Here is a 25,603-nt window from a genome sequence, read left to right as displayed (position 1 = left end):
TTATCCTACCGGCGGAGCGTCAGGTGTTAACTTAGCGAACGCTTCATCTTTAATGATCATAAGACCTACATCCATTGTGGCACGAAGAGCAACCATTTCCTGCTCAAACAAGTTTATTGGTGACCCGTCTGCATTTGTAATAGTAGACAGTTGTGCTTCCTCTGAAATTGCATAATCAATATTAAAAGGAATTCCGTAACGTAATTGATCAAAATCACCAGCGTAAAGAGTTCCCTTTGCAAAATTTGCAGTTTTTAAATCCACTGCTGGCAACCCATCAATCGTATTGTTTGAACGATCATACAATGATTGTAATGTTCCATTTTCAGCTTTTTGAGCATTGCGTAAGGCAGTATGATTTTGCACTTTTGAAATCCATGCGTTTGGCTCTACATCATTCTCAAAAAGCTCATCTTCTACAGCCAGGATATTGTCGTAAGTGATCCCGTCATAAACGATATTTTCTGCAGCTGTTACTGATTGTTCAATCGATTGAGTGAATGGGTTAGCTACATTCAGAATTCCTGCTTCATCAAACTTTTTGTAGAAGGCCTCTGCAATCTTAGGTCGCATGATTTCAAAGAAATTCGAAACCCTGTATTGTAGATACTCACGGGAAACTGGTAGAATGACACCCAACTTCTTGGCTGTCATCTTTACTTGTAGCAAGGTTGGTTTTGATGTTTGAATCTTCTCAGTCTCACCTACCCAGTAAGCGCCTGGTCCTTCAGCAAAGTATTCGAATGTCTTTTCTTTATCCGTCATTTCCTCATAAACACCCAGCTGCATGATCTTGGAATTTTCCATTACATCATTTAAAATCATTGTGTTGTACTTATCCGGGATCGTTCCATCTTTCGCTTCGTGAACCATTACGTTATCTGGGCTAAATGTTTGTGCAAAGTACTGTAGATCAAGTTTTAATAGATTTGTTCCCATATGATTTCTCTCCTCTTATTTAATGATTCTATTCTTCCTTGCCATTTCTGCTTTTGATGTATGGCTGCTGTTGTTTAGTTTTGAACCGCCCGTTTCAGGGGGATCCTGGCGAAGCTTTTCCTTTACCGCGTTATTAACTGCAGCATCAAATTCCTTTTTGATACTTGACACTGCTTCTTTGATTTTCTCGTTGTCCTCAAGCTTAATAAGAGAATCAGCAAAAGCTGCCGGCAGTCCCTCATCTTTCAAGTCTGTTTCTACTTCAGAACGAAGCTGCTTAGTATTTAATTCACGCTCTCGCTTATCAAGTGCTTCTAGGCGCTTCTTGTACTCAGCATCTTCTCTTTCTTTCTGAGTCATTTTTGCATATTGTTCTGCATCCTTTTTAGCATCAGCAATTCTTTGATCAAGCTGAGACTCCCATTCCTTCTGCTTCTTCTCAAGAGCTTTTGCAAGCTTACGATCTGACTCAGCTTCAATCTTCTTTTGAAGTTCCTCTGCCGAAAGCTCAACCTTTGCCGGTGGATCGTTTAGTGGATCATCGGGATTCTGTGGATCCGCAGGTGGGTCATTCGGCTCGGAAAAATACTGCAGATCTAGTTTTAAAGGTGCAAGCTGTTTCTTAAAGGCTGCTGGATTAAACACATTTATTGGTTTTTTCACTTTCATTTCCTCCTAACCCATGAACACGCAACGACACGCATATACCCATCGTTAACGTCCTCACACGTTTATTAACAAAACAAATAAGCCTGTTTATAACGTCTGGTGCTCAAAGACGCGCTCGAACAAATTCTTATAAGGTATATTTCTCTTTCTTACTCGCAAAAAAATCCTTTCTCCAGTCTCCTAAAACAAGTGCCGTTGAACTCCTACAAAAAGGATGCATGGGAGGAGCATTGATCCCTGGCTTCATTTCCTTCACTTTGAACTTTTTATTATTCAAGAGTTTACATTTTTTTGTGGTCTTCCCATCCATTACGGCAACATATTCGTATTCAGCTTCTTCATCGTTTGAGACAGACTGATACGATAACTTTTGGGCTTCCACTTGTACTCTGGCAGTTTCAGTGATTAATAACCTTTTTGCTTCAAATGAACTGACTTCAAATCGCTCTCGAATTTTCCTTATATACTTGCTAGGATGTACACCACGTACGATTGCACTATTGATAATATCGTCCAATTCTTCTCTGAGGGCTTTCATATCTCCCCATATCCTTGAAGACCACTTAGCTCCGTAAAACGAGGCTCCTACAATTGATTTAAGAGTAGGAGTGGTGATTGCCATGTTGACTCCTAATATCCCGGCTTGCCTTAACACTTCAGATATTCCTGCCTGTTCCAGATACTCTTGAAAGGTCTTATCTTGCTCATTCGTCATCGATACCAAGTGAGCATTCAAATACATCATATGGAGCTCCTGCCGGTTTATCCTCATTTTTGTATTGTAGGTGTAGAGCTCCTTATTCGCTTTCGGAGAGAAATCTTTTTCCCTCACATATCGTGCTGCTGTTCTTTCGAATGATTGAACATCGAATTCTGAAACTCTCTTCTTAGCTTCAGCTAACGTTATCGTATTTTTTTCTGCGTACCGGGAATAAAAAGCATTGATTTCTTTTTCTACCTCGCGAAGAGCATGATCAATGATCTCTTTTAATTTTCTTGATACCTCTTCATCTTTCATTTGCTCACGCTTGATATTGTCTCTTTCACGCTTTATCCAGTAGGATTCTTCAACAGCCATCTACCACACCTCAATTCCTCATATACTCGGAGGATATCGATTGTCTTTGTTCGGCCCTTTCACCTGATATCTTTTTTTCTTCCTCCTCTGGGTTTTCTACAATCATTGGAATGATCTTCAGCTTCGTTTCCTGGGACAACTCACCTCCAAGTGCATTGAACATCTCCACTGCCTCTTTCGTGCTCTTAGGAAGGTTTGGAGTGAATTTATAGGTTAACCCTTCAAACTCACCTTTGCCCGCTTCGCTCGCCAGGTGCATGACATTATTTATTAGCTTATAACGTCTGTTTAAGGATCTCTTAAAGAGACGCTCCTTATTTATTCGAATCTGTTCAAGACCAAACAGTTTATACTTCATCGCTTCTCCTGTTTGTTGGCCACTGAAATTCTCATCATTTAGATCCGGTGTATTTGTGAACTTATGAATATCCGTTTGAAGCCTTCCTTTATACGCTTCACTTCCAGATACATCGTATTGTTTATAGATATAATCAGCTTCAATATTGCCCTCTTTGCCATCTGCATTTTGAGTTGGCTTAAGAAAAATGATATTTGCCTCTTTCATCTTCTTGGCTTCGGTTGCATCCAACTCGACATTACCGAGTATCTTCAGCATGGCATCATTCAGATCAGTCATATAGTTTGCCGTATCAGATTGCGCTGCATCATATAAATCGATCAAGTCCAGTACATTCTCAAAATCCCCCTGACGGAATCGATTATTACTGTGTTCATTAATCGGGACTTCCGCAAACGGATGATCAACCTCACTATCAATCGTCAAATTATAGTCACCCATATTCGAAGTGAAATACGTGTAGATCTTCTTGTCTGTGTAAAGGATGACTTTAATCTTTCTTTGTCCGCCATAACCAACTGAGAAGTATCGAACCCCAGCAATTACGTTCTTCTCAATTGTAGTGTCATAGATTAAGAAGGTTTCTAATGGTGAAGACAAATATACCTTGGTTTGATCTCGTTGGTTCCGGTGTATCAGTTCATATGCCCGACCGTAGATAGATAAATCAAGAACTATATCTGCATTAAGCGCTGCATCTTCGATCGTCTCGTTGATTTCATTAATTTTCTCTTGAGTAGTATTATCCTTATGGCGGACTGAAACAGGCACACCTACAAAGAATCCCTGCATGAAATTAGAAACATACTTCGCGTAATTGTGCTTGGCCCGGTGATCTGCCTTATCATCTTCTTTGCGCCGCTTGGAGACTGAAATTGTCGTGTTCTCTCCAAGATAATAATCGTCCAAGACATTGAGCCTTGGACGTTGGTGTTCGATATGATGTTTTAGAATGGCAGAAAGTTCACTAGTGTCTTGGACCAGCGATTTAGCTGATTCAAACTTATATTGAATATTTGCCTCTTTACTGAACCGCCTCTTCTTCGTCCTGCTGTACTTATCTTCTCCAAGCTCAAAATTATTAACGTGATTCATGTTCCACCCCCTATAAACCTAATCCTTTTAAAGCTTTATAAGTATCGTCTTTCTTGGCCACTCCCAAATGGTATTGTTCTAGGCTATATCTCAAAGCATCGATAATATGGTTATTTGCATCAACCGGAGTATTCAACCACTTACCATCTTTGTCCTGATCAAACGTGTACGTATTAAATTCTTCAATGGTATGTTCACATGTGGGATGAATGTACACCTTGAATCCTTGAATGAACAGTATACCTTGGTTGACGCTGCCTTTCCCTTTGACTGAAGCTCTCATCCTACGAACACCTTTATTGATTAATTCCTGAATCAATCGTCGTTCTGCAGAGTCAGCTGTGATGACTGATTTTAGAAGTCCTTTCCTCACGATCATCTTGTATATGTCTTCAGTGAGCATCGCTTTCTCATAATGCTCATCATATATCCAAAGTTCCTTATTTTTCAGGTCCACTACTGAACTTGGTAAGGTAGTAGGATCATTTGTAAAACCAAAGTCCATACCATGTGCAGTTTCCTGAATCTCTTTGATTTTCCGTTGAATATCGAAATCCCTAACATGGAAGTTATCAAATATAAGCCCCTCAGCTACTCCCCATTCACCATCACAAACAATCCTGGCACGTCGAGGGTTTGTTCTGTATAAATCCTCATACCTTGCTCGGTCAACATCATCCAGCCACTCATTAACGCGAAAGGTCGTTGTAATCGCAAACGTATCTTTTTCCCGGGTCTCTTCATCAAAGAAGACTTTCTTAAGCCAGTGTCGCTCAGACCAGGGATTAAAAGTAACTGTTATCTGTTTAAAGAAGTTCGGATCATCATATTTTCCCCGGATTGATTCAACAACCGTTCGAAATTTAGCTTCAGTTTCAATTTGATAAGCTTCCTCAAACCAAGCCCAACATAATATCCCAACATCTACGGTGATTGATGTAATCTTCAATTCATCATCAAGACCTCTAAACAAGATCTTCTGGCCAGTAGGCATGTACGTTATCTCCGGCATTGATTCATTGAACTTAAATAAATGGGCAACCCCTAATTGCGTGGCTGCCCATTTTAAATCAGTATAAGTAGATTGTTTGTTGGTGTTTGAATACCGCCTGACAACTAAGAGATTTGCCCAGGAGTATTTCATGATTCTATGAATGAAATTTAGTGCAGTGTTCTTCGATTTCTTACTACCACGTGAACCTTTTACTACCCGGTAGAACTGCTTGTTGTTCCAAAACCGGTTGTACCCTCCACCAATCTTCTTTTTGATGGAGGTTCTTTTTTGCTTAGTCTTCATCAGGTACATCCTCTACAAAGACAGGTGTAATGTTCTCTACTTGCTGCTTATCAGTCCACATGACGTATCGCTTACCTAAGAGTTCTGCTGCCTTAACTCTATCTTTAAGAAAAGGATCCTTGTCTTCTAGCTGTTGAGCACCTTCACCAATACCTACTGGGATTTGTTCCGTATGTTCTCCACGCATAACTGCAGTGAGAAATTGAAGTATTTCATCTTGTTCAGCTATTGATTTCTTTTTCAATTCTTCTAGTCGCTCATCAATATAGAATCTCACGTTAACCTTTGTTAGCAGCCTACTCCCGGAAGCTCTTGCAGCTGCATCCTTTTTCACACTCGGATATGCAATTTTATAAGAACCAGAAATATTACCTGTTCTTACATACTCATCAGCAAAACGTCTTTGTTTTTCAGTTATATTCATCTCTTAACACCTACCACCTCCGAATAAATTGAGCTGTCTTGAAAGTCAAAAAATACGGGTTGAACACTTCCCTTTTTGAAATTTACATATTTTAAAGGTTTAACTTTTTAATTGTCGAATAGTGTAAAAAGGGAGGTGAAAATTTTGCCAAGTCCGTTACTCCATAATAATGAGGTGCATGTTTCATTAATTAATATTAAAGCCAATGAATACCTCGTGTACGTTAATACAGTAGGATCTTTGTATCCTAAAATGATTGAAGAGGTAGCTACTGGGAAAAGAATCAGCTATAAAGACTTACGAGATGAAATCCATTCTAGGAATATTCATAAAAAATTAGATGACACTGTTTACTACATGATAAGTAAATTAAATGAGTTATAAGTATAATAAAACGCCTCTAACAGCCTCTAATTAAGAAGGCTGTTTTATTTTCACTTATTAATGGCATTTATACGACAAAAATCACACTTTCGATTTCAACTACTTAGACAAAAGATACTATCATATCTTCTTTTAGAAACTTTCTTTTCAGCTCTCTCAATCATAGTCTGAACACTGCTTGAACTAATACATAAATAGTTGGCAATCTGACTGTACGTTAAGCAATGGCCACGTGACATTAAGTACACTTCTTTTTCCTTAGCTGTTAAAACAGAAAGAGCGTCCTCAATTCTTTCTCGTTCTTCTGAACTAACTGTATTGTCTTTATTATCGTTATTCCAAGGATAAATAACTTCATTACTTCTAAAATATCTCTGCATTATTAGAGGATCAAACGGTCTCTCTCTTTGATAAGCAGCCAATCTCTCGACTCCTCTTTTAGTTCCAGGCTGTCTTCCTGCTTCCATCCATTCAATAGCGTACTGTAAGTCTCTTACTATCCCAATAAGTATTGATTTATCTCGCTGACAAGCATTCACAAGCATTGATTTAGTATATTTCAAATTCCTTTTGTAGCTTAATAGTAGCTCTTTCACACGAACACCTCTATTCAAAGTAAAAAAGGACACCAATCTAAACACACATTAATATGTGTTAGATTAGTGTCCTCCAGTTGTCTGGTAGGATTTAGGGTTATGATAACTTCCAGTCTTCATTCTTTAAATTATTAAAATCATCGATAACACTTTGATGTAAATCATCATCTATACTGCTAATTTCTAAATAATCACTTAGCAATTTTTCTGAATAGTTCTCATAAATTAATACATAATATAAATAAAATAGGGATATATCTTTTGGATATGCAGATCTATTTTCAGAAAAATCAAATGAAGATTCATACCATTTTTCAAAAAATGATAACACCTTCTCCTTCTTCTTACTTAAAAGTTCATCTAAATCAATAACCTTATTAATATCAAAAAAGCGAAGTATTTCTAAATCTGTAGAAAGAACAGAAGTATAATCATCATTAATTTTCAAACCATGATACTTCTCCTCTAAAGTATTATTTATACCTTCTACTAATCGGGATTTATTTATGTATTCTGTTAGTGTAACTTTATCAAGCTTGATCATTAGTGAGTTATTTTCTATTTTTGTTTCTATTTCTTCTGTATACTTTTCAATAAATCCTTTAATTCTTAGAAATTCCATATCAGCAAGCTCAAGTAACCCTGCAATCCGTGAAAAATCTCTTCGGATTTCTTCAGGAACTTCATTTTTACTCTTATACCCAATATCATGTTCAATTTCTGCCCAAGCATGCTGAAGGATGGAACGTATTTGAATTTCAAATTTAATACCTTCAAAATGTTTATATTCTATTAATTTTAATCTCTCGTCATTAAAAGTAACTACAAAATGTAAAGAAGCATATCCGAAACGGTCAGGATCTTTTTTTCTTTTATCAACCGAATTTTTTTGATCAACTGAAAACTCATCTTCAATGATAGTAGCTAGTTTATCAACATCATCATTAAAATATGTAATTATACGTATCCCAACAACATCAGTTATATCATTCAGTTCGCTATATTTCCCTTGTTTTTTTTCTATTTTCTGTTGTAGACTGTCTCGCTCTTTTACTCTGGCTCTTATATCATGAAAAGAAACCTTATTATAATTACTCAAATCTTCAAAAAGTGTTACAATCTTAGATTCAAGTATATCTAAAGTGGCCTTTTGCTCTTCGTATTCTTTTATAATTCTCTCAGTCGACATTTGTATTCACCTCATATTTAAATTTGTAATATTCTCATTAATAAAATTCAATAATATATATTCTGAGTAATTATAATTAAAATACCTTTAAAACTCTTCCCCCTCATTCCACCTAATACGTTTCACTTTCCCCTGATGTGTAACTATATTCGTCTCTCCATGAGGTGGCAGATCAGTAACCTTTGCCTTCCCATCACACACCACAACAGCAAAACTTCCTTTATGTTCCATTATATCAATTTCTAGTTTCAAAGTACTAGGATTAATTTCTACATCTGATAATCTCACCAAAATCCCTCCTATGTTATAATTAAATTGGCTGGTCAGGAGAAATCCTGGCTTTTTTTATTTCAAATACAAATGTCAAAGGTGAAGAACTTGAAAGAGCGTGAGATATTAATATCTATTAAAAAGCTAGGTTCATTATTTAAAGAATTCCAATCATGTAACTGTCCTAAACTTAAAGAAAGAATTACTGGAGAAATCAAAACCTTAAGTGAAAAGATCCATCCTCGTAACGATTAATTTAAGAAACCAGAAAATATACATATATTAATATATTTCAATAAAACCAAGAGTTTTTACACGAAATAGCCAGTTACAATTCCACGGAATGTACCTAGTGCATAAATCCATAATTCTTCTAATGTGATAGTATTTACCTACTAAAACAGCGAGGTATTAACATGGAATATAATTTAAGGGACAAGGTTTTATACCAAGATAAGGAATATAACATACTATGGATTTATGATAGTGAGTACATTGAAATAGCTCAAGGTTACTCCAATATAGAACTTGTTCACAAATCAGAAATCAAGAAAATCAAATAGTTCTTTTTTCACAAGCAAATCCATCTATTTCTATTCCATTATTCTGTAAATAACAGTAAAATAATCCTAAGCAGTTATTTCGTCGGCCGAAAGGATGATTTTATTGAACTCATTAATTGTTCTATCAGAAGAAAAGCTTCAGGATATACTAGTAGATTCAAAAAGAGTTGGAACTTCCATAGACTTCATAAGAATGGTTGAAGATGCACTTCAACTTAAAATAGATTTAAAAGAAATGAATACATTCCTAAACTAACCAATACTTAGAAATCTTAGAACTTCTAATTCTACAATCAGGAGAAACGATACATATAGTCGTTTCTCCTGTGTTTTATTGTTCAATGGGTACCACCATAATCTCAATCCGGGGGTCCTCGCTATACCACTTACTAGCTAATAACTCCACCACCTGGCTATCATCCTTCCAAAGGATCTGGTTACAAGCGTCTTTGATTCCTTTCACGTAGTTATCTACATCAGGTTTCGTCAATGGTCTTAATTCACCACTCTCAGCTGCAGCTAACTTCTTTTGGCTGAAGTTCTTTAACGTTGGCTTATATACCCTGATAAACAACTGAAGTGGTCCTTCAAGCAGTTTCTTAGGTCGATTCTCAGCAGCAACCAACTTTACATACTTCTTAAAGTCCTTAGATTTCTTAGGATCATAAGCCCTAGTATATCCTCCTTGAGAGCTAAACCTTGGCCTCCCCTGGGCTACGGGAGTACCATAGACCGTAAACTGAATCATCTTCATTACTCAAAACCACCCATTCTCAGAACTCTCAACATTCCTGTTTCTAAATTTAGCGATGGCTAATTCTTGCCTTAGAACATAATAATTCAGGTCATAAATGCTTGTCCCACTCTTTGTTTCAGTAACACCTAAGGTAAGGAGCTCACTGATCATCCCTTGTGACTTCGTTTCCTGAGTAATCTTAATAGAATCAAATAATACACCCATTTCATTACCCCCTTTTAAATGCTAAAAGCTCTGCTTCAAGCTTTGCCTTTTCTTTCTCAAAGTCATAGTCGCTAAAGTCGCTGCGTTGATTTGGTGTAGAATTCTTATTCTCCTCAAACCAATCTGGTAATCTCTCAGTACGAATGGGCCTGACCTTCCCAGAAGACCTCACAGGTGTTCGCTTTGTCCTCTGCTCCTTAAATTGCTGTTGCTCAGCTCGAGACTGCTCCAAAGTTCTAATCCCCTTCTGAGACCAATTCTTAAGAATGGCTTCAACGTATCCCCACTTTTTCGTTCCTTGCTCTACAGCAATCTTCATGGCCTCCAGTACCAATTCCTCACAGAGATCTTCACACCAAGACACAATCTTTTGCGGTATATAACCTCCCAAGATTCCAAACCCCTCTTGCTCGTAAAACTGAAACGGATTGAGAGATGCAGGCGCATCATTTACTACATCTTTTTTTAGTTTTGTTTTGTTTAGTTTATGTTTAGGTATGGTCAACTGTTGGTCATCGGATTGGTATCCATATTGGTATATGGATTGGGTATCGGATTGGTATAGCGATTGGTCAACTGAGTTGACCAATGACTTTACCTTATAGATGGGAGCCTTCCCCTTCTTGCCTTTTTCGTACTCAATCAATTCATTTTCGATAAGCTTTATTCGAGCATTAACCAGCCCTTGTTTAGAAAGGCCAGTTAATTTCTCTACTGTGGAGTTGGGCGCATTGAATCGTTCTTTCCAGCCAGCCATATTGTTTATAGCCATCAGTGTGTGCCATAACGCAATTGCGCTGGTATTAAGATCGTTCAGTAGCAACCAATCCTTAAAAGCTTTGAGTTCCTTTAGATAATTCAAGTCATCACCTCTATGCTTGTCTTACGTATGAAATTGCCGCTGAAATGGATTCCCTATCTTCTTGGTTCGTTGCGTCTGACAAAGCATTCTCAAGCCATGTGAGTGTATTGTTCTTCGTTACATCGGTTTGATAAGGTCTGAAGACAATCCCTCCATGATCTAGGAACATTTCTAATGGGGTGCCACTATTCAACCCCTGTGTTCTTCTAATCTCTTTTGGAATAACCACTCTACCTAATTCATCGATCTTTCTCACGATTCCAGTTGCTTTCATAATTCCTCTTCCTTCCTTTCACATATCGCTTTCCCCTCTTTAATACCTTTTACGTGATAGTGGGGATATCGGTTCATATAGTCCAATACGAGACATTTCAACTCTTCCTTACTTTGAGCCTTCTTCCAAATCCACTTTGGAAGAAGGACTCTGTAAGGTACTTCATGGTTAATCAAACTTCATGTCCATCGTGTCTTGTGCTGATTCTTTTTTGTTTTTCTTTGATTTAGATTCTTTTGCCGGTTCTTCCGTTTGTTCTTCCTGGACCTCATATTCGATTGTGTTGTCATCCTCTTCAGGTGTGATATCTTTCAATTCACGATCCTCATTATCTTCAATAACAGCCTTTTGCATTTCTACTGAGAGAATGCCCCATTTAGATAAGAGATTCTTCAGTACCGTTTTCATGGCCATAGCATCCCAGTCATTCTTCCAACCAAAATCTGATTTACTGAACTTCTTCCGATGCTTCTCTACTTGTTCTCGGGTCCAGTAGACGGTTTTTCTAAATCCATTCAGTAGTTCAAAATAAGCTGCATACCCAATGACGGCTTCTGATTCTCTTTGCTCAAAGTCGATATCGATTTCCTCTGTTAGGGGATTCCATTTCATCAATTCCCCTTCATGGATCGGTGTGACGTTTATATACCGGTACTGTCCGGTTCTAAGGGCTAATTGAATATAACCTTTATATCCAAGTTGAAATTGTGCCTTGCCCCCATATGGGACAATCCAGGCATACCCTAGATTCTTATCTACTGGAAGATCTAAAGTGGCTGCAATCATGGCTGAAGAGATAACTGACATAGGTTCAGCTTTCTGTAGCATCTTTTCATTGTTGTATAGGCTTAGAATTGAGGCGGTAAATTGTGTTGCTCGTTTACCTAATACCTCTTCAAAGCGCTTAATCACACTAGGACTAGCTAGTAACCCTTTCATAGTGGAGCCTTGAGTAGAAGGAGCTTGTCCATTCTTGTTAGCTAATTGAGTTTTAAGAGATTGATTGGTGGCCATTATTTAGCCTCCTTGATATCAAATCGTCGATAAGCACTCTTTTTGGTTACTTCTTTATATATATTCGGAAACTTTTCTTTTAATAGCTTTGAATCTACTCTATTTGATTCAATCGGCTTCCAGGCTACTTCGTAGTTTGAGCAGAAGCCTAATTCAGCTTCTTTTAATTCATGCTGAAGGTCATGTTGAATATGTTTTTTCTGTTTTTCTAATTCGCTAATGGTCTTCTTCAAATCGAAGTACTCAAGGATACGATTTTTATTAGTACTCTGTAGCTCGATAGACTTCCCTTTTTCAGCTTTGGCGTACTTTTCTTTTAAATACTTTTCAGCAGCACTCGAGCCGTCCAGTGCCGGAGGATTCCCTTCAATTACGTGGTACTCCCAGAAATGCTTTTCAGCTTCGAAAATAATGCTGATCAATTCTTCGTCACGGTCCACTTCTTTACAAATAAATTTGTTACCGCCTATTAATACCGCGATGTATGCCTTGGGGTATCCAAGTACTCCTAAGTAATGCTGCACCTGTACCAAATACGATTCAGGTATTTCTTCGCTCTCCCAATCTTTTGCAAGGAACTGATTTGCTGTTTTACATTCAAGTAACGCTTCTTCACCCACAACCTTACGATCAATGTTAGCGATGATGTACTCTTGATCAGGGTGTTGAAGGATGGCATTTCTCTTTCGTACCTTCTTCCCCATACGCACTTCAAATTCTTTTGCGACCATATCTTCAAAGAGATTTCCAAAGTACGCAGCTTCACTGGATGATTCTTCAATAAGCACCTGACCTGTTTTCTCAAGCCATAATTCAAAAGGTGTTTTATATTTATTAAGTCCGAGGATGATGGAAGCATCAGAACCCCCAATACCTTTTCTTCTCATTTCTAACCATTCATTACGATCCATATCATTTGTAGTTGCTAATATTGCTGGCATAAATTCCCCTCCAATTGATTTTGTTTTCAATGTACAGTAGAATGTAAAAAACCCTTTAAAGAGGTTTCAACCCCTCTTTCCAACTAGACCTGTGTGCCAGCACAGGTCTTTACTCTGCTATTGAAAAATGAAACTTACATTTTTCAATCAAGTAATCCTCTAAATTTTCTTCCAGGATGACTTCTCCATTTTCAGGATCCGTTATAATTGAATCTCCAACCAAAATCTCGTTCCCAAAATAATCAATTCCGTTGTGTTCTGGCTGAGACACCATATTGGTGTAACCATGTCTCTCTAACCTTGTGATATCAGGATGTTCAAGCATTTGTTTCACCTCCTTAAATTGGTAATGCATGAAAGTTGCTTTCACATTCATTCACGTTATATAATTCTTTTTGCGCATAAAATAGTGAGATGCAGTAAGCTTCGGTGCCAGCCTTAGCTTGCTGCTTTTTTTGCTTTGTTTCTAAGTAAAAGTGTCTTTTCAAATGAGGAAAGCTTTAACCATTCACCTGTTTTTATCTTCAAGTCCTCAACCCTCTCTAGCTTCGATTCATCATGACGTTCACAAATGTCTGAGTAATATGATGCAATTCATCCTGCTTTACTTTTTTCTCTGCTAACCTATCAAGCTCTTTAATCGAATTAAGTAAATCAACCGCTGATAACATAGCATCTTTATATTTTCCTTCCTCCATTCTTTCCTCAATGACCTGAATCGAATTCCATGAGCCTCTTTGATGTTGAACTGCCTTACGTAGATCTTCTTTCTTAAATGTTTGAGTGATCACTTTTGTAACCTCCGTGCTTTTAGGGTTAATCTCCATTGTTTAAAAATCTGTATCATGGAGAATTGATATTCTTTTGATATTAGAGCGACAAGGTTGATCATACTGGCTGCAGCATCTAATACTTCAAAGGCAACCTTTTTCATTTCCTCTCGCTCTGTTTCGCTTTGAGATCTTACTGGCTTATACCAACATGCTTTTTCAAGGTGATCCAGAGCTTCTAGTGATTCTCTTTTGACCAGTAGCATCATGGCTGTTGGATGATGTTCAATAAATTCTCCATTTAGATATGGGATTGAGACATCACCAGCTGATTCGTTCCACCTGACAAAGTAATATTCTTCGTCGTCGATCGCTTCAGCTGTAAGTGCTCTTAAATCTTTAGGGAAACGCTGTCTCCCCGTTTCGTACTTTGCAATGCTTTCTCTTGAAATCGGAAGCTTTAACGATAGTTGTTGTTGCGTTATGCCTTGACGTCTTCTCGCACTAGCAAGCTCCTCCCCTTCCATGACCTTCATAAGGGTTGCTCCTTCCTTTACCTATATATGGATTTCAATGTTCAGACTTAGATCATAAAATGAAGTTAACTTGCTTTTTCAGATTTTTGTTTGCGTTCTTCGATGATTCTTGGGACAGATGTTTTTAAGAAGTAGCGTAGGATTTTTTTAATTGTTTCATCTGATGGTTGGTTCATTTAGATCACCTCCTTGAATTTTATTACCGAATTGGTAATTTTATTTTCAAAAAAAAGCTCTTCTATCGGTACATTTAGAACCTTCGCAATAATTGCTATTTCTTCAGCACTTATTTTTCTTTTTCCGTTTTCTTTATAGTAATAAGCATTATAGCCTTCGTAGCCTAGAGCCCTTGACATATCATCAATAGTAAAGTTTTGCTTAATTCTTAGAGTTTTTATCTTTTCAAGATTTAAAAGTTTCCTTTGCACTTTCATTTACTCACCCCCTCACAAAATTACCGAATCGGTAACTTTAACTATATACTAAATTACCTTTTTGGTAATGTCAATAAAATAATTACCATTTTGTCAATTTTATTTCTTACCGCTTTGGTAAATGATAATCTAAATATATAAATATAACGGTAAAGGGATGAAGCTAATGTCTTCATTAGGAAGTAATATAAAAAAATTAAGAGAACGAGAAAATATTTCACAAAAAGACTTTGCGCAAAAAATAGGAGTTTCCAATGTTGTTCTCTCTCGTTATGAAAAGGATGAAAGAAAACCAGATTACGACATGTTAAAGAAGATTGCTGATTACTTTGAGGTTTCCATCGATTTCTTACTTGGCAGAGAAGAAAAGGCGAATTCAAAAGAAGACACCCTTGAAGAAGTGAACAAACTCGTTAAAGAGTACGGCATAGAGCAATTTGGTTTCTTTGATATTGAAAAGTGGAAAGATCTTTCTCAGGAGGATATTGAGGAGATCAAGAAGCATTTTGAATATGTGGTGTTTCAGGCAAAACAAAGGAATAAAGAAGACTAAAAAGATAGCACAAAAAGAAGCTCAGAGATATTTCTCCGAGCTTTTAATTTTGAGGAAATATTCCATTAAAGCCCCCGTTAACGTAATAAGAACTGAGCATCTGTTAGCTCGTTTAGTAGAAGAACTATTCCTAACTAATTTTAATTTCCATTTTTCTTGCTTGTGTTTTCATACCCATAGCTTCATAGAATGTTATAGCCGTGTCATTAAATTCCCAGACACCTAGTTCTAAGCTTTCTGCACCAACTTCTTTGGTGAATTCAATTGCTTTATCAAATAACAACCGACCTAATCCTTTTTCTCTGAAGTTTTGATTAACACCAAAGTCCTCCATAAAAACATACGACTGTTGAACAACTGTGTCACGATTAGGTGTATCGTTTCTTCTTAAAAAAGTAAAAGCAATGATTTCATTGTCCTCTTCAATTATATAAACTTTTCCTTCTTCACTATTTACTAATTCTTCATAATATTCTTTATCCAATGTATTATTTGTAGGATTATATTTATCAGGTCTACCCTTAACGTGTAGGTTATGTACCTCTTTATGAATGGGCTTAACATTAACATAATCATCTAAAGTTGCTTCTCTTATTTTATATTCCAATTTTCTTCCCCCTTAGTAGTCTTTTGTTCAATTAACCTGTCGTTTACTTTAATAAGAAGAGGCGACACTTTGTTAAGCAATCGCCCCCAGTTAGCTTAATACTAAAGCATCTTAACTTACTATAAATTGCGAATCATTTCCTTTATTTCGTCACGTTTTTGAATGGTTGTATTGTTTTCATTTGGGAAAATGGCTGTAGCACCCCCGTCATTTTCAATATCAACTAGTAAATCATCTAAGAAATGCGAAAGTGTTATGTTGAAAGCTTCGTATGACTTATCAATATTGGCAGCTTCCATTTCAGCAAAGCTTCTACTTGGCCAAACAGGTAGTAAAAATGGATAGTCTCCAATATCATCTTCTAATAGTAATAAGTCCCCATTTTCGTCCTGTAGTAACCACACCTGTTCATCCGTTGCAATCATACCGTAAAAATATGCAAGTCGCTTTTCAGCAGGACGGTTTAAAATAAATCGTTTGATTATTTTCATATATGCCCTTCCCTTACTATAATTTTTTAAAAAAAGGTCTAATTAAAAACTATTATATTTTCTAGAATAATTATATCATTTTCTCCCAACTAAACTTTCTATACTTCAATTAAAAAGAGGCTAACTTTGCAAAGCAATCGCCCCAGATCGTGAAATAAAAGGCTATGTTAAAGGTAAAGGTTGATATAAAACATACAATATAAAAACTCCGAGGATCTTAGGCAAAAGCCCCCGTTTATTCAATAACAGACTTCCTCACTATTCCAACTTATTTATGTGGCAAGAAGAAAAACTCCAAAAATAATTAACGATAAACCCATTAAAATAATAAAAACTTTCATTAACCAATATGGAGCAAACTTGAGTATAAAAGATAGTAAAAATAGTACGATTGTTTCCACTATCCCAGCATTGTACACAGCAGTATTGTCTATATATTTTGCTTTTTTATGTTTACCTTTAGTAAATTTAAACCCAAAAATTATTAGGGAAGCACCTAATAATAAAATGATAGCTATTCCTACATACATCCATATCATTTTTCCACCTAGCCTTATCAAATCCTATTTTTAATAGTTATTCTACTTCATCAAAAAATATATTCTTGTTCAACTATCCTGCCCGTTAACAGAACAAGAAAATAAATTCTCCTTTTTTCTTAGTAACTTTTGATGTATCCCTTTTAAGTAATAACGCCCCAGGGATTTACTCCCCTACCATACCGTCCTTATCATTATCGCGCATGTAGGGATATAACCAATGATCATTCGTTATTGGCATACTAAAACCTGCGTCTTCTGCTTCTTTAATCGTCACCTGGCCATTACCGTTTGTGTCAACACTTGAAATATCGTTGCTTCCGCTTGAACTAGTTGAAGTTGAATCAGAAGGCTCACTCTCTGTTAAACCGAGTGATTCATTTACTTCATCAGGGTTCAAATTATCAAAGGTATCAACAACCTTTTCACCCTTTAAAATATAGGTATACTGATAACTTGAAGGAATTTGCGTTTCCGTATTCGGATATGTAATAATTGCTTCAAATTTAGTAACTCCACCAGCTTTACGTATCACGTCCTCCATATAAGCTTGATCACCATGTCGGTTGAGCGTACTATCTTGAGGGGTAATATTATATGCATTCGATACCCCTCCGAGAGAATCAGCAATGATATGGCCTTCATCTAAAACGTCACTTTCGACACCAGGAACCTTTGCCTCATCAGAGTAGTATCTGCCAGAAGATAAAACAGGTTCGGTACTATCATCCTGAATAATGATCTCATCAGCAATGACACGTACTAGTTGCCCATATTCATTAGTAAATGCCCAATATTCACGGTCCCCAAAACCAATGTCAACGACGACGTTGGGTTCACGGTCTCCAGACAAATCACCACCATCAACTTCAATAAGTTTGTATCCTGGGAACAGTTCATTCGTTGTTTGGGTTGGGGTTTCCTCTTTTACTGGTTCCCCATCAACCGTAGTAATAGTTTCTTTTTTCTCATTATTTTCATATGTATTTGCTGTGGTTACTTCTTTGGGAGTTGTTTCTCCCTCTGTTTGGGATACATCTTCTAAATCGGTACAACCAACCATTAGAATAGTAGTTAAAAGAATTATTAAATTGGTCATTTTCTTTTGCATTACAAGACACTCCTATATCTATTCCAAGTTGTTTATTCTTATGGTGGAAAATAAATTATTATTAATATTCAAAGTGTAAAATTTTACGGTTATTTAGCATTAAATCGATTGGTGTGTTGGAATATTTAGCTATTACTACAAGTATTTAATATATGTATTGAGGCATTAATTGAGAGTTAAGAATTATTTTTAGTATGTGGTGTTTCAGGCTAAGCAAAGAAATAAGCAAAATTACCCTCACAAATGGTGAGGTATTTTGCTTATTACAAATTGCATTTATCCAGTTGATAAAGTTCCTTTTACATATTCATTCTCAAATAACTTATCAAGATATGCATATAAACACTTAGGAGTTTCAGCATGATGTGATAATTCGGAGAGAATATTCTCTCTTTTAAATTCCAAATTCACCTTCCCCTTTTCAGAAAAAACCTTTCTATTCGACTTTGACAATCTGTCAAACCTTAATTTCATTAAAAAGATATGAAGGAAATCTAGTTCATACTTTCCTCTAAGAGTTTCTTGTAAATTTTCCTTAATTAATTTATTTATTTCATTTTCCAATTCTTTCTGATCAATTTTTACTGCTCTTGGGAACTTTCTCTTCAATGTTTCATAATTATACTTTGAACTAACCTTATCTAGACTTATTGATATGAAATCCTTAATATTTTTTAGGTTTTTTAGGTCCATTTTAGTGTCTGTTCCGGATTGAAGTAATCTATTTTGAATTTTAATCCATGCATTTAGCAATAGTACGTTTTGGTGAAATTCTATCTGTCTATTTTTATATAAATCCACACATTTATTAAAATCCTCTTCATATTCAAAGACATTAAATTCACTTAATAGTATTTTTTCAAAAGTTTCATAAGAAGTATAACAATTTTCTATTGAATAACCAGGAGTTTCATAAATTTCCTTTTTATTAATTGAGTCATCAAAATCCCTATCAATAAAATATCCTATTTTTTCATTTTTATATTTTGCTTTACTTGTAATGATTCTGTGTAATCTTAATACTTCATTTTTATTAAATGCTCTTATAAATCTTATGTTCCTATCAACATTCTTTGCAATGACAAAGTTTCTAATTCTAATTTCATAATAAATTGAATCTTCCCCTTCGACTATGCAGTATAATTGATTATCGTCACCTTTAAATGCTTTCATAAATTCCATATATCCTGCTGTTGCAACCTCTTTTTGTTCTCTCATTTCTTTAACTTTCATCTTCATCATCCTTAAGCTCTAACATAATATCATATTCATCATATTCTACGAATTCCTGATATTCTTGATTATCAAGCTCTCTAATGAATTCTTCCCATTCTGTTAAAGATACATCTTCCTCTTCAAAATGTTCATAAAAATCCTCTAGGTCGAATGCATGCTCATCTAGCTCATTATCAAAAATAAATGGAGAATGAGTAACTGCAAGCATAAAGTTACATTTTCCTGAATTTATAATATCCGGGAGTAACATTTTCTGCCACTCAATTGAAAGAGAAAGTTCTGGTTCATCAAACAAAATAATATATCCGCTGTCCTCATTTAAATATACTCTTGAAAATATAGAAACAATTTGCTTCTCTCCTGAAGATAATTTACTTATGTCTACTGGCTTTGCAGACCCCTTTTCCCTTATACTTATCTTTACCGATTTTTTATCATAAACTATTTCTTTGTGAACTAAGTATTTGTTACATACTTCAACAAATTTATTTATTGAAGTATCTATGTCATAATGGCTATCATTGATTTTAACCAACTTAGACAGAAAATATATTAATGGATCATGGTAACCTTGAAATATTTCTTCGGAACGAATCAATTCAATAATCCTTTGTTTATCCTCATGACTAATGTTGTCTCCAACTCTATCTAAAACAATAGTAATAGTATCGATATTTTTTATTTTCTTACGTAAGTCGTCAGTTATTCTTATCCCCTTAGAAAACTGTGATAGCATTTCACCTGATAATCTTGAAAACCACTCAACATAAGAATTCTTAATGTTTTTTGTTAAGAGATTAAATCTATTAGTTACATCTTTCATTCCAAATTGAATCAGTTGATTATCTTCATCAAAGACCTCAATATTTGTTGCACCTAAGTTTTGTATTTCTTGTTCAATTCTTCTATAAGTAGGGAAATATAAAATTTTTCCGGTTAGATGATTTTTGATTTCCTGCGCTAGTTTAATTTCCCATAAGCCTTGTCTTTTTAGCCTCTTAACTTTACTTCGAACCAAACCATATGAAACTCTTCTAGTATTATTTCTAGTACGTGTATTTTTTCTATATAACAACTCAAATTTATCCCATTCTATCTCTAAATTATTGGATAGCTTATATATTATGTAATTAAATTCATCTCTATTTAAGATTTCTCGCAAATTACCAACAAGATCATCTTCTGTACCGAAATTCAGTTTATCTTTATTCAATTCAATACAATGTCCAGAGGTGAAATTTATACTAATACTTAGAAAATCTAAATCCTGTAGCTTATGAAATTGGCAAGACAATGTGTAGTAAATTACATTTAATAATGTAGTTTTCCCCGTTCCATTTTCCCCCACTACAACCTTAATATCATTCATAAAATCTATATGAACAGTTCTATTACCAAACAATCCTTTTATTGTGAAAGATTTAATACTATCTTTATAATATTTTTCCATCTCTTCCCCTCATTTCAAATATTTCTCTCTCAATAAATATAGCACAAAATAACTACTAATCTAATAATTACCTGTAAATTTGTGGAGGTATTTGATTTTATAATATTTAACGTCTTTCTCAGGAGGTTATAGAAAAGATGAAGAAGCATTTTGAGTATGTAGTGTTCGAGGCAAAACAGAGATAAAACATTAGAAGTTAATCTTGTATAAATAAACAAAAAAGACCTAATTTGGTCTTTTTATTTATACTATTTCATTTTCGCCCTTAGAAGGAGCAGGAAGAAAAAGATTCGCCCTAAAAGCAACAAAGTGTCTCCTATTTTCATTTCTTATTTCTAACTTCAGTTCCAATCAGCTGGTATAAGGGCTTTTCCATTTCTCCATGGCTCCTCTATTAGAGAATTTTGAAATCTTTCATCACTAATATTAGCATGATCCATTACAATAACTTGTAATCCACCTTTAAGTTCCTCAGTTACGTCAAACAATAGGTCAAATAATCTTTTTACAGCAATTCGATCTTCATCATTAACTTCATTTTCTTTTCCCTCTAGTTTGGAGTATATTTCCGGTGGAAAATACACTTGAGTAGGTTGGTCCAGGACCAGAAAACTTGGAACTGGTCTATTTCTCTTAATAAACGCTTTATGAAGCGCTAACATTAATATTATATGGCAACCTAACCAATTCTCACCGCTACCCATTCTAAACATAGGAATCGGTCTTACCTCACTGTCCGCTATTACTGTAAGATTTTTTAAATCTAACCTATACGGAAATTGAGAATGCTCTAACTTTAAACTTTTTGCCCACTTAGTCATATCATTCCCAATAATATTTAGCACAGATACAAGATTTCCTTCTGCTTCCTCAGAATTAATTTTATTCTCCAGTTCACTTATTCTACTTTCTTTATTTCTTATTCTACTCTGTAAATCTGAACTATTATCAATATCATTATAACTTTCAAGAAACAATTCAACCTTACCAACCACTTTAGCAACAGAAGAATTAATATCCGAAGAAAACTCCATCTCCTCTTGTCTCTTATTAACCATTGCTATTTGTAAATTAACATTATTCAGTGACTCTTTTTTATTGTCTAAACCTTCTTTTATTCTTTCAGTGTAATCATTTAGTACTGGCTTATCTCTTTGGACACCTTCTAATTTTTTCTCTAATTGGAGAAGTGAGTTATTCATTTGTTGAATTTTAGGGGGGGGAACTTCTAATAAAGTTGAACATAACGGACACTTATTTATTTCTTCTTTACCATGAAAAAGGTTAATCGAAGTAAGACGTGCTTTTTGCTCAACAATCTCATTAGAATAACCAGTTAAGTCCGTTGACATAGCATCCGCTTCTTTCAAATGGTCAGTCAATACGCGGATTTCATTTATTATGTTTCTTCTCTTCTCTAATAACTTATTTAAATGTGTGTTATCCCCTTGACTGTTTAGATTTGAGTCTTTATCTTTAATATTTTTCAGCAAACTAATACACTTTTTAAAATCTGTAGTAGCTTCGACTTCATCATTATTTATTATTCCTACTTCTCTTGCTTCTAAAACCAAACCTCTAGCTCTAGAAACACCTTCTCCAGTAATAGATAAAGATTCATTTAATGTCTTCTTTAGTAATTTTAAATTTTTTTTCTCTCTTTTTATCTCATTTTGTATAATTAAATAGTCTTCTCTAATTGCACCTAAAAAATATGGAATTGTATCTTTAATAGCTTGTGGTATAAATGGTTCTGATTGTCTATGGAAAAGCAATTGTTCGTTTGCAACTATGCTTTGCTTCTGAAATAAAAAAAACTTAGAATGTTTAAATGTTGCCTCCAGTGCCTCTCTTGTTCTACCTACATCCGGGGTGTGAAGGTTTGGGGAAATTCCCAATAGTCGGCTTAACTCAAATTCTAATCCAGTGTCATTAGTATTAGGAATTAGACTCGCCATTTCAGGTGGGAAATTTCCACCTAGACCTAGCTCCAAATAGACTTCACTCTGACTTTCATTATTATTTTTAGGTGAAGGTTTTGCTACAAAAACTTTGTTTCCGTTAACATCTAACTTCAGTGCATACCACAGGACTTTATTCCTAATAACACCTTCAGGAATATTGAATTTGGAACGACCCAAACAATAGTCAATAATATCTATAATTGCAGACTTTCCTGTCCCTGATTTACCCGTTATAATATTCACTTTACCTAATTTAAATTTTATTTCTCTCGTTTTTCCTTCTTTATTATAAAGTAGAATTTCTTCTATCTGAATACTCATAACTTTATCCCCCATAGCGTATAAATTGTAGCCGAAGATCCACTTCTCGCAAGCCATTTCCCCATGAATTTTGCTTTTTTTATAATTTCTTCTATTTCACTAGTAGACTCTGTTTTCTTTCTTTTAAAGTTCTCTCCACCAATAATTAACTTCCCATCTTTATTAATATCGATTTTCCTTTCATTTAATAAAATTATTGTCGCTTCTTTAACATAAGGAATAAGTTTTTGTACTTTCTTATCATATTCAATTAAAAATTCTGGATATTCCTGTAACCAAATGTGCAATTGAGTTCTTGTTGACTTGGGTAATGAATCCCTAAATGTTTTTTGTAATACCAAAGGAATAAATAAAAAAATCAACTCAAATGGCACACCTTCTTTTCTTTCCTTTGAATATTCATTAATAAATTCTCGTAATAGTTTCCCAATGAATGCCGGATTTAATAGAGACTTAACTTCTAAAGGTCTTTTATTCCACTCAATCATGATATCTCTTTAGCTCTTTCTGCGATAATTTTATTCAATCTATCTTTAAATTCCGGATGCCAACCTATACTTATTTCCTCTTTATCTGCAAGGATATGGAAACTCCCTCTCATCACATACTGTTCTATACAATTTTTACGTATATAAAGTTGCATATCTTGAATTTTATTGTAGAGTTCTTTTCCTTTTTTTACTTTCATCAAATCATTATTATCAAATTCTTCTTCCATTATCATCTCGAATTGTCTTTCCCATTCTTCTGCAAGTCTTTCTTCGTATTGTTCCAATTCACCCACAAACAAAAGGTCATCCCTTATCCATCTAGATCTCTGAGTATATGCTCTGTAGTAATCATTTATAGCATGTTCAATTCTTTTATTAGAAAGGGTAATTATTTTTAGTTGATCGACAAATAATCGGTTATCACTCTCTACATTTATATCAGATTTTTTTAATGATCGATAATCAATAGGAAGTGAATCTTTATTCATTTGATCCCTGAGATCATTTATGTAATCTTGTATCTCAAAACCAGAGATTAGTTGTTTATCGTCCATCATCATACTTTGTATCACTCTATTTAACCACCAGCCTTCTAACCTTTCAAATACTGCTTGAAGGTGTGATCTTCTAACAGCTAATTTTAATTTTTGCTTAATGGACTCGATTACTTTTAAAATATTCAAGTTATTATCAATTATTTGTATCGATTTTAGCAATTTCAATTGATCTTCATGCTCTAAAGACTGGAATGCAGCAAAATTTTTTATGTGTTCTTTACTATTTGAACTACTTATATAATTAATCATCTTGTTATGTGCTTCATTTACGTTTCTGTTATTATCTGCTCTTAAATATGAGGCAATTGAATTTTCTGGAGCAGTAGAGGTAGTAACTAGGCTTAAAACAATCCTCTCAGGTACTATTTGCTTTCCCTTCGTTAATTCACTCCATACTCTAATGGTTTTCCAAAATTCTTTGCTACTATCACTCAAAGAAGCTTTTTCATTTATAGAGTGTTTAGTTTGTATGATTTCTTTTATATCACCTGATGCCTCAAATTGAACATCATCTAATTGTTCGATTGCAATATCTTTATCTAAGTTATCCTCTTTCAAAGATAAATTAAGTGCACATCTAATTTGAAATAAGTATCCAATAGCTTGTCCTCCAGCTGAAAACTTAGAGCTCATCTAATACCTCCCACAGTAATAATACATTACTATTTTAGTTATATATTACTATATTTTTACATAGGATTTCATTAAAAATTTCAAATAATTCCAAAACAAGAACGTGCGTTTCTTCAATGTTTACGAGGGGGAGAAAATTGTTACCACTTATTAAATCACAAATTATAGCGACTATTCTAATAATTATTAAAGAAAGTCACGATTTACAATGAACTACTGTGCAGTTACCAGTTGAAGCAGAACATAATCTTGCTTGCAACATAATCGGACTGCTGATCCAAAAACTCCGTTATCATAAATTCTCTTATTCCGCCCAGAAGGAACTCTACATGAAGACTACCAAAAAAAATTGAAATATTTGTAAAATTATAACTAAAAGTATAAAAATTTGTGTAATCTATTCTCCATTCTTGATAACACGAACATATGTTTGTATAATATTCCCGAGGTGAGCAAATTGTACCAATTAACATACAGGACCACCGGGTTAGAAGATTGGGTTTCTCGGTTCTATTCTAGGATCGGAATAACAAATCCAAATTCAATTAGTGAGGAACGAATATCTAGGTTCCTTGGTATCTATGTGAAGAAGAAACCTATACCAAGTAGCTTCCACGTGATTGGTAGATACCAAGACATTGTAATCGATAGTAGAGAACCGATAGAAAAACATAGGGAGATTTTCTTTCATGAATTATGCCATATCCTTAGACATTCAGGCGTTCAAACAATTATGCCTGCTTCGTTTAGAGAGCTACAGGAATGGGATGCACATCATTTTACTCAGTATGCAGCTATCCCCTATCACATGATTAAATACATTCCTATCAATGACCGAGATGTGATTAAACAAATGACTGATATGTTCTTGGTATCTCCAGAACTATGTGAAGAACGATTAGAACAAATTATTCGAAGAAATCAAATTCAAAGAAGCATTTACTAAATTACCAATCTCTCTATTTTATTGTTCTTAATTTACAAGTATTTTAGTTT

Annotated in this window: 30 protein-coding genes; 3 read left to right on the top strand and 27 right to left on the bottom strand. The window is 34.8% G+C overall.

The window, feature by feature from the left end; all coding sequences use genetic code 11:
* The 9 genes from ACFQWC_RS02450 to ACFQWC_RS02410 form a co-directional block, all read right to left on the bottom strand.
* A complete protein-coding gene (locus tag ACFQWC_RS02450; protein WP_377105919.1) occupies positions 1 to 939 on the bottom strand; it encodes a phage major capsid protein in 939 nt (312 codons plus the stop codon).
* Positions 940 to 954: 15 nt separating this feature from the next.
* Positions 955 to 1,602, bottom strand: a complete 648-nt coding sequence (locus ACFQWC_RS02445; protein WP_377105917.1) for a DUF4355 domain-containing protein — start codon at positions 1,600 to 1,602, stop codon at positions 955 to 957.
* A gap of 133 nt (positions 1,603 to 1,735) precedes the next feature.
* A complete protein-coding gene (locus ACFQWC_RS02440; protein ID WP_377105915.1) occupies positions 1,736 to 2,686 on the bottom strand; it encodes a minor capsid protein in 951 nt (316 codons plus the stop codon).
* Between the two features lie 10 nt (positions 2,687 to 2,696).
* A complete protein-coding gene (locus ACFQWC_RS02435) occupies positions 2,697 to 4,139 on the bottom strand; it encodes a phage portal protein (protein ID WP_377105913.1) in 1,443 nt (480 codons plus the stop codon).
* 10 nt (positions 4,140 to 4,149) lie between these two features.
* Positions 4,150 to 5,436, bottom strand: a complete 1,287-nt coding sequence (locus tag ACFQWC_RS02430; RefSeq protein ID WP_377105911.1) for a PBSX family phage terminase large subunit — start codon at positions 5,434 to 5,436, stop codon at positions 4,150 to 4,152.
* Complete coding sequence (locus ACFQWC_RS02425) at positions 5,426 to 5,860, bottom strand: terminase small subunit (RefSeq protein ID WP_377105909.1); 435 nt, start codon at positions 5,858 to 5,860, stop codon at positions 5,426 to 5,428. The genes ACFQWC_RS02430 and ACFQWC_RS02425 overlap by 11 nt, the downstream gene beginning before the upstream one ends.
* Before the next feature lie 479 nt (positions 5,861 to 6,339).
* Positions 6,340 to 6,840 (bottom strand): sigma-70 family RNA polymerase sigma factor, encoded by a 501-nt coding sequence (locus ACFQWC_RS02420; RefSeq protein ID WP_377105907.1) that lies wholly within the window; start codon positions 6,838 to 6,840, stop codon positions 6,340 to 6,342.
* A 97-nt stretch (positions 6,841 to 6,937) separates the two neighbouring features.
* Positions 6,938 to 8,029 carry a GTP pyrophosphokinase gene (locus tag ACFQWC_RS02415; protein ID WP_377105905.1) on the bottom strand — a complete coding sequence of 364 codons (1,092 nt, stop codon included), beginning with the start codon at positions 8,027 to 8,029 and terminating at the stop codon, positions 6,938 to 6,940.
* Positions 8,030 to 8,116: 87 nt separating this feature from the next.
* The gene (locus ACFQWC_RS02410; RefSeq protein ID WP_377105903.1) at positions 8,117 to 8,317 is read right to left on the bottom strand and encodes an XtrA/YqaO family protein; all 201 of its coding nucleotides are present in this window, start codon (positions 8,315 to 8,317) and stop codon (positions 8,117 to 8,119) included.
* 648 nt (positions 8,318 to 8,965) lie between these two features.
* Here ACFQWC_RS02410 and ACFQWC_RS02405 point away from each other — a divergent pair.
* Positions 8,966 to 9,118: a hypothetical protein gene (locus tag ACFQWC_RS02405; RefSeq protein WP_377105901.1), complete on the top strand. Its 153-nt coding sequence runs from the start codon at positions 8,966 to 8,968 to the stop codon at positions 9,116 to 9,118.
* A gap of 75 nt (positions 9,119 to 9,193) precedes the next feature.
* Here ACFQWC_RS02405 and ACFQWC_RS02400 read toward each other — a convergent pair whose 3' ends face one another.
* The 10 genes from ACFQWC_RS02400 to ACFQWC_RS02355 all read right to left on the bottom strand — a co-directional run bounded on the left by ACFQWC_RS02400 (position 9,194) and on the right by ACFQWC_RS02355 (position 14,654).
* On the bottom strand, positions 9,194 to 9,610 hold the full coding sequence (locus tag ACFQWC_RS02400) for a RusA family crossover junction endodeoxyribonuclease (protein WP_377107215.1): 417 nt from the start codon (positions 9,608 to 9,610) through the stop codon (positions 9,194 to 9,196).
* 9 nt (positions 9,611 to 9,619) lie between these two features.
* Positions 9,620 to 9,823: a hypothetical protein gene (locus tag ACFQWC_RS02395; protein ID WP_377105899.1), complete on the bottom strand. Its 204-nt coding sequence runs from the start codon at positions 9,821 to 9,823 to the stop codon at positions 9,620 to 9,622.
* Positions 9,824 to 9,827: 4 nt separating this feature from the next.
* A complete protein-coding gene (locus ACFQWC_RS02390; RefSeq protein WP_377105897.1) occupies positions 9,828 to 10,685 on the bottom strand; it encodes a DnaD domain-containing protein in 858 nt (285 codons plus the stop codon).
* Positions 10,686 to 10,695: 10 nt separating this feature from the next.
* Positions 10,696 to 10,959 (bottom strand): AbrB/MazE/SpoVT family DNA-binding domain-containing protein, encoded by a 264-nt coding sequence (locus ACFQWC_RS23205; RefSeq protein ID WP_482629596.1) that lies wholly within the window; start codon positions 10,957 to 10,959, stop codon positions 10,696 to 10,698.
* Between the two features lie 168 nt (positions 10,960 to 11,127).
* Positions 11,128 to 11,973 (bottom strand): recombinase RecT, encoded by an 846-nt coding sequence (locus ACFQWC_RS02380; RefSeq protein ID WP_377105895.1) that lies wholly within the window; start codon positions 11,971 to 11,973, stop codon positions 11,128 to 11,130.
* Positions 11,973 to 12,914: a YqaJ viral recombinase family nuclease gene (locus ACFQWC_RS02375; protein ID WP_377105893.1), complete on the bottom strand. Its 942-nt coding sequence runs from the start codon at positions 12,912 to 12,914 to the stop codon at positions 11,973 to 11,975. Before ACFQWC_RS02375 ends, ACFQWC_RS02380 begins: the two co-directional genes overlap by 1 nt.
* Before the next feature lie 109 nt (positions 12,915 to 13,023).
* Positions 13,024 to 13,239, bottom strand: a complete 216-nt coding sequence (locus tag ACFQWC_RS02370; protein ID WP_377105891.1) for a YqaI family protein — start codon at positions 13,237 to 13,239, stop codon at positions 13,024 to 13,026.
* A gap of 217 nt (positions 13,240 to 13,456) precedes the next feature.
* Positions 13,457 to 13,705, bottom strand: a complete 249-nt coding sequence (locus ACFQWC_RS02365) for a hypothetical protein (RefSeq protein WP_377105889.1) — start codon at positions 13,703 to 13,705, stop codon at positions 13,457 to 13,459.
* Positions 13,702 to 14,220, bottom strand: a complete 519-nt coding sequence (locus ACFQWC_RS02360; protein WP_377105887.1) for a helix-turn-helix transcriptional regulator — start codon at positions 14,218 to 14,220, stop codon at positions 13,702 to 13,704. The genes ACFQWC_RS02365 and ACFQWC_RS02360 overlap by 4 nt, the downstream gene beginning before the upstream one ends.
* Positions 14,221 to 14,396: 176 nt before the next feature.
* Positions 14,397 to 14,654: a helix-turn-helix domain-containing protein gene (locus ACFQWC_RS02355; RefSeq protein ID WP_149157883.1), complete on the bottom strand. Its 258-nt coding sequence runs from the start codon at positions 14,652 to 14,654 to the stop codon at positions 14,397 to 14,399.
* A gap of 166 nt (positions 14,655 to 14,820) precedes the next feature.
* On the opposite strand from ACFQWC_RS02355, the gene ACFQWC_RS02350 reads away from it, so the two are divergent.
* Complete coding sequence (locus ACFQWC_RS02350; protein ID WP_377105885.1) at positions 14,821 to 15,207, top strand: helix-turn-helix domain-containing protein; 387 nt, start codon at positions 14,821 to 14,823, stop codon at positions 15,205 to 15,207.
* A 130-nt stretch (positions 15,208 to 15,337) separates the two neighbouring features.
* Here the strand turns inward: ACFQWC_RS02350 and ACFQWC_RS02345 are convergent, their stop codons facing one another.
* From ACFQWC_RS02345 to ACFQWC_RS02310, 8 genes are all read right to left on the bottom strand, one after another.
* Complete coding sequence (locus tag ACFQWC_RS02345) at positions 15,338 to 15,814, bottom strand: GNAT family N-acetyltransferase (protein WP_377105883.1); 477 nt, start codon at positions 15,812 to 15,814, stop codon at positions 15,338 to 15,340.
* A 119-nt stretch (positions 15,815 to 15,933) separates the two neighbouring features.
* Positions 15,934 to 16,305: a DUF2750 domain-containing protein gene (locus tag ACFQWC_RS02340; protein WP_377105881.1), complete on the bottom strand. Its 372-nt coding sequence runs from the start codon at positions 16,303 to 16,305 to the stop codon at positions 15,934 to 15,936.
* A 705-nt stretch (positions 16,306 to 17,010) separates the two neighbouring features.
* Entirely contained in the window at positions 17,011 to 17,955 is a 945-nt protein-coding gene (locus ACFQWC_RS02335) for a DNA/RNA non-specific endonuclease (RefSeq protein ID WP_377105879.1), read from the bottom strand.
* A gap of 276 nt (positions 17,956 to 18,231) precedes the next feature.
* The gene (locus ACFQWC_RS02330) at positions 18,232 to 19,188 is read right to left on the bottom strand and encodes a DUF4435 domain-containing protein (RefSeq protein WP_377105877.1); all 957 of its coding nucleotides are present in this window, start codon (positions 19,186 to 19,188) and stop codon (positions 18,232 to 18,234) included.
* Entirely contained in the window at positions 19,178 to 20,641 is a 1,464-nt protein-coding gene (locus ACFQWC_RS02325; RefSeq protein WP_377105876.1) for an AAA family ATPase, read from the bottom strand. The genes ACFQWC_RS02330 and ACFQWC_RS02325 overlap by 11 nt, the downstream gene beginning before the upstream one ends.
* A gap of 341 nt (positions 20,642 to 20,982) precedes the next feature.
* A complete protein-coding gene (locus ACFQWC_RS02320) occupies positions 20,983 to 22,926 on the bottom strand; it encodes a DUF3732 domain-containing protein (RefSeq protein ID WP_377105874.1) in 1,944 nt (647 codons plus the stop codon).
* Positions 22,923 to 23,414: a three component ABC system middle component gene (locus ACFQWC_RS02315; RefSeq protein ID WP_377105872.1), complete on the bottom strand. Its 492-nt coding sequence runs from the start codon at positions 23,412 to 23,414 to the stop codon at positions 22,923 to 22,925. Before ACFQWC_RS02315 ends, ACFQWC_RS02320 begins: the two co-directional genes overlap by 4 nt.
* Positions 23,411 to 24,607: an ABC-three component system protein gene (locus ACFQWC_RS02310; protein WP_377105870.1), complete on the bottom strand. Its 1,197-nt coding sequence runs from the start codon at positions 24,605 to 24,607 to the stop codon at positions 23,411 to 23,413. Before ACFQWC_RS02310 ends, ACFQWC_RS02315 begins: the two co-directional genes overlap by 4 nt.
* 448 nt (positions 24,608 to 25,055) lie before the next feature.
* Here ACFQWC_RS02310 and ACFQWC_RS02305 point away from each other — a divergent pair, with 448 nt between their 5' ends.
* Positions 25,056 to 25,553 (top strand): ImmA/IrrE family metallo-endopeptidase, encoded by a 498-nt coding sequence (locus tag ACFQWC_RS02305; protein WP_377105868.1) that lies wholly within the window; start codon positions 25,056 to 25,058, stop codon positions 25,551 to 25,553.
* Positions 25,554 to 25,603: the final 50 nt, after the last annotated feature.

It is taken from the genome of Rossellomorea sp. GCM10028870 (assembly GCF_042666755.1).
In the GTDB taxonomy this organism is placed as follows: Bacteria; Bacillota; Bacilli; order Bacillales; family Bacillaceae_B; genus Rossellomorea.
Note: the sequence above shows the minus strand (reverse complement) of the source record. Positions and strands in the feature narration are given on the sequence as shown.

Bases quoted from the DNA above. Each gene is read 5' to 3' on its own strand.
- ACFQWC_RS02450 (WP_377105919.1), bottom strand. From the start codon at position 939: ATGGGAACAAATCTATTAAAACTTGATCTACAGTACTTTGCACAAACA.
- ACFQWC_RS02440 (WP_377105915.1), bottom strand. From the start codon at position 2,686: ATGGCTGTTGAAGAATCCTACTGGATAAAGCGTGAAAGAGACAATATC.
- ACFQWC_RS02435 (WP_377105913.1), bottom strand. From the start codon at position 4,139: ATGAATCACGTTAATAATTTTGAGCTTGGAGAAGATAAGTACAGCAGG.
- ACFQWC_RS02430 (WP_377105911.1), bottom strand. From the start codon at position 5,436: ATGAAGACTAAGCAAAAAAGAACCTCCATCAAAAAGAAGATTGGTGGA.
- ACFQWC_RS02425 (WP_377105909.1), bottom strand. From the start codon at position 5,860: ATGAATATAACTGAAAAACAAAGACGTTTTGCTGATGAGTATGTAAGA.
- ACFQWC_RS02415 (WP_377105905.1), bottom strand. From the start codon at position 8,029: ATGTCGACTGAGAGAATTATAAAAGAATACGAAGAGCAAAAGGCCACT.
- ACFQWC_RS02400 (WP_377107215.1), bottom strand. From the start codon at position 9,610: ATGATTCAGTTTACGGTCTATGGTACTCCCGTAGCCCAGGGGAGGCCA.
- ACFQWC_RS02395 (WP_377105899.1), bottom strand. From the start codon at position 9,823: ATGGGTGTATTATTTGATTCTATTAAGATTACTCAGGAAACGAAGTCA.
- ACFQWC_RS23205 (WP_482629596.1), bottom strand. From the start codon at position 10,959: ATGAAAGCAACTGGAATCGTGAGAAAGATCGATGAATTAGGTAGAGTG.
- ACFQWC_RS02380 (WP_377105895.1), bottom strand. From the start codon at position 11,973: ATGGCCACCAATCAATCTCTTAAAACTCAATTAGCTAACAAGAATGGA.
- ACFQWC_RS02375 (WP_377105893.1), bottom strand. From the start codon at position 12,914: ATGCCAGCAATATTAGCAACTACAAATGATATGGATCGTAATGAATGG.
- ACFQWC_RS02370 (WP_377105891.1), bottom strand. From the start codon at position 13,239: ATGCTTGAACATCCTGATATCACAAGGTTAGAGAGACATGGTTACACC.
- ACFQWC_RS02360 (WP_377105887.1), bottom strand. From the start codon at position 14,220: ATGAAGGTCATGGAAGGGGAGGAGCTTGCTAGTGCGAGAAGACGTCAA.
- ACFQWC_RS02355 (WP_149157883.1), bottom strand. From the start codon at position 14,654: ATGAAAGTGCAAAGGAAACTTTTAAATCTTGAAAAGATAAAAACTCTA.
- ACFQWC_RS02350 (WP_377105885.1), top strand. From the start codon at position 14,821: ATGTCTTCATTAGGAAGTAATATAAAAAAATTAAGAGAACGAGAAAAT.
- ACFQWC_RS02340 (WP_377105881.1), bottom strand. From the start codon at position 16,305: ATGAAAATAATCAAACGATTTATTTTAAACCGTCCTGCTGAAAAGCGA.
- ACFQWC_RS02335 (WP_377105879.1), bottom strand. From the start codon at position 17,955: ATGCAAAAGAAAATGACCAATTTAATAATTCTTTTAACTACTATTCTA.
- ACFQWC_RS02330 (WP_377105877.1), bottom strand. From the start codon at position 19,188: ATGAAAGTTAAAGAAATGAGAGAACAAAAAGAGGTTGCAACAGCAGGA.
- ACFQWC_RS02325 (WP_377105876.1), bottom strand. From the start codon at position 20,641: ATGGAAAAATATTATAAAGATAGTATTAAATCTTTCACAATAAAAGGA.
- ACFQWC_RS02320 (WP_377105874.1), bottom strand. From the start codon at position 22,926: ATGAGTATTCAGATAGAAGAAATTCTACTTTATAATAAAGAAGGAAAA.
- ACFQWC_RS02315 (WP_377105872.1), bottom strand. From the start codon at position 23,414: ATGATTGAGTGGAATAAAAGACCTTTAGAAGTTAAGTCTCTATTAAAT.
- ACFQWC_RS02310 (WP_377105870.1), bottom strand. From the start codon at position 24,607: ATGAGCTCTAAGTTTTCAGCTGGAGGACAAGCTATTGGATACTTATTT.